The organism is Rhodopseudomonas sp. BR0C11 (assembly GCF_010820945.1).
Taxonomy (GTDB): domain Bacteria; phylum Pseudomonadota; class Alphaproteobacteria; order Rhizobiales; family Xanthobacteraceae; genus Rhodopseudomonas; species Rhodopseudomonas palustris_H.
The window spans coordinates 1-3,061 of the sequence record NZ_QTKI01000506.1; the positions used below are offsets into that span (position 1 = coordinate 1).

4 protein-coding genes are annotated in these 3,061 nt (G+C 64.7%); all 4 read left to right on the forward strand.

Translation table 11 applies throughout. The annotated features are described in order from the left end of the window. The coding region (locus tag DYI24_RS24200) for an acyl-CoA dehydrogenase family protein (protein WP_164574133.1) at window positions 1-148 on the forward strand (148 nt) is incomplete at its 5' end. Window positions 149-269: 121 nt separating this feature from the next. Continuing rightward, window positions 270-920, forward strand: a complete 651-nt coding sequence (locus DYI24_RS24205; RefSeq protein ID WP_164574134.1) for a glutathione S-transferase family protein — start codon at window positions 270-272, stop codon at window positions 918-920. Window positions 921-1,084: 164 nt separating this feature from the next. Then, window positions 1,085-1,909: a helix-turn-helix transcriptional regulator gene (locus DYI24_RS24210; RefSeq protein WP_107344107.1), complete on the forward strand. Its 825-nt coding sequence runs from the start codon at window positions 1,085-1,087 to the stop codon at window positions 1,907-1,909. Window positions 1,910-2,029: 120 nt separating this feature from the next. Beyond that, window positions 2,030-2,896, forward strand: a complete 867-nt coding sequence (locus DYI24_RS24215; RefSeq protein WP_107344108.1) for a beta-keto acid cleavage family enzyme — start codon at window positions 2,030-2,032, stop codon at window positions 2,894-2,896. Window positions 2,897-3,061 lie beyond the last annotated feature (165 nt).

Sequence of the window (3,061 nt, forward strand, 5' to 3'; positions counted from 1 at the left end):
GTTCTGGGGCGGCATGGGCTTCATGAACGAAACCCTGGTAAGCCGCTCATATCGCGACAGCCGCCTGACCGCGATCGGCGGCGGCGCCGACGAGGTGATGCTCGGCATTCTGTGCAAGATGAACGGCACACTGCCGGGGAAGGCCTAGACTAGGTCGAGATCAGACCGTCGTCATTGCGAGCGAAGCGAAGCAATTCAGCCTCGTGCACTGAAGTGGATTGCTTCGTCGCTTTGCTCCTCGCAATGACGCTGAAAAGGGAGCGAACACCATGATCACGCTGTATCACTGCCATGGCGCGCGGTCGTTTCGGCCGTTGTGGATGCTGGAGGAGATGGGGCTCGCATACGAGCTGAAGATGCTGCCGTTTCCGCCGCGGGTGTTCGCCAAGGAGTATCTGGCGATCAATCCGCTCGGCACCATCCCGTTCATGATCGACGGCGACACCAAGATGACGGAGTCGTCCGGCATCTGTCAGTATCTCGGCACGCGTCACGGTCCGACGCCGCTGGTGGTTGCTGTCGATGATCCGGCCTATGGCGCGTACCTCAACTGGATGTTCTTCTCCGACGCGACGCTGACCTTCCCGCAGACGCTCGTGCTGCGCTACGGCACGCTGGAGCCGAACGAGCGGCGTCAGCCGCAGGTGGTCGAGGACTACGCCAAATGGTTCTTGGGCCGGCTGCGCGCGGTCGAGGCCGCGGCGGGGCAGGGCGATTATCTTTGCGCCGGCCGGTTTACCGCCGCCGACGTGGTCAACGGCTATGCCCTGCGTCTCGCCAGCAATCTCGGCCTGGCCAAGGATTTCGGCCCGAACGTCACCGCCTATTGGGCCCGGTTGCAGCAGCGCGACGGCTACCAGCGGGCGCTGGAGGCCGAAACCCGCGCCGGCGAGGCCCAGCAGGTGCCGAAACGGGCCTGAAATCATTCACTTAAGCTCCGGCGCAGTTTGCCCGCCGGAGCTGGAACTCCGCGTCATCTCGCCCGGTGACAACGTCCCGGGTTGCTGTATTGTCTGGGTGCTCCGCGAAGAGGGCACCCGCAGAACCATGCGGCAACGGGCGACAACCCGCCCCGGGAGGAACGATGACGAACGACGCCTGTCCGGAATCCGGGCATCTGATGCTGATCAGCCCGGAACGGGTGTTTTATGCCGGCCTGCTGGGCCGCCCGCGACGCCGCACCAGCGGCGGTTACGCGATCTATGTCTCCATGCAGGGCACCTTGCGGGTGACGATCGAAGGCCGGCCCGAACAGGTCGGCGCGGTGGCGTTCGTGCCGCCTTATCTGCCGCATAACGTCGAATCGGATTCGCGCTGCATCATCAGCCTGATCATCGAGCCCGAAACGGTGCTGCCGGGGCCGATGGCAGCGCTCGGCGTGCGGATCGGCGGAGCGGGCGCGATGGCACTGGCGAGCCGGATCCGGCAGGCCTATGGAGCGCTGGTTGCGGTCGGGCGCCGCAACGGCTTCACCACCACCGAATTCGACAATCTGTTCTTCGGCGAGCCGCTGGCGGCCCGCGCGATCGACCGCCGCGTTGCTCGCGCGATCGCCCGCCTCAACGACGTCGGCACCGACACGGTCACGGCCGAGGATTGCGCCAGCGCCGCCAACCTGTCGCAGTCGCGCTTCCTGCATCTGTTCAAAGACGAGACCGGGGTGTCGTTCCGTGCCTTCCGTGCCTGGAAGCGGGCGCGGCATCTGCTGCACTTCGTCAACTCCGACATCAACCTCGCGCACCTAGCGCAGGACATCGGCTATCCGGACTCGACGCACTTCAGCCATTCGATCCGGCGCTTCTACGGTTTGCAGCCGCGCGCGATCTTCTCTGGCTCGCGCGATCTGGCGATCTGGCGCAGCGATCCGCAGAGCATGCGCGTCGCCGAACTGCGGCACGGCCGCACCTGATCAGCGCACTCAGCGCGTCGGCGCAAGATACGCCGACGCGTGCTCAGCATCATTCTGCCCAACATGGTTCGCGTCGCAATCGCATGCGGCGCTACAGCAACCTGAAAGGGCTGGAAACGAATGAGCGACAAGGCGGTGATCACCTGCTCGCTGAACGGCGTGCTGACAGATCCGAAACAGCACCATGTGCCGGTGACGCCGGAACAGATGGCCCGCGAGGCCAAGGCGGCTTACGACGCCGGCGCCGCGATCGTTCACATCCATCTGCGCGATCAGCGCCCCGACAAGGGCCATCTGCCGAGCTGGGACGTCAACGTCTCGCGCGAGATCCAGCAGGCGATCCGCGAAGCCTGCCCGGGCATCATCATCAATCACACCTCCGGCACCTCGGGCCCGAACTACCAGGGCCCGCTCGCCTGCATTCGCGAGACCAAGCCGGAGATCGCCGCCTGCAACGCCGGTTCGCTCAACTATCTCAAGGTCAAGGCCGACAACAGCTGGGCCTGGCCGCCGATGATGTTCGATAACGCGGTCGAGAAGGTGCAGGACTTCCTCGATGCCATGAAGGACGCCGGCACCATCCCGGAATTCGAGTGCTTCGACGTCGGCATCGTGCGCTGCGTCGGCATGTATGTGCAGACCGGGATGTATTCCGGCCCGCTCGAATACAACTTCGTGATGGGCGTCGCCTCCGGCATGCCGGCGGATCCTGAACTGCTGCCGATCCTGCTCAAGCTGAAGCGGCCCGAAGCGCACTGGCAGGTCACCGCAATCGGCCGCGCCGAAATCTGGCCGCTGCATCAGGCCTGCGCCGATCTCGGCGGCCATCTGCGCACCGGGCTCGAGGACACGTTCTATCTGGCCAACGGCGAGAAGGTGACTTCGAACGGCCAGCTGATCGAAGAGATCGCCGGCTGCGCCCGCCGGGCCGGGCGTGAGATCGCCTCGCCCGAGGAGGCGCGCAAGATTTTCGGCGTACTGCACTAACAACGCTGCCGTCATTGCGAGCGACGCGAAGCAATCCAGAAGGTCACGCAGCAAGCCTGGATTGCTTCGTCGCTTCGCTCCTCGCAATGACGAGACGGACCTAAAGACCAAGCAGCCGGAAGAGCTGCCTCACCTCGAGGGAGTGAACCATGACCAGTCTTGAAG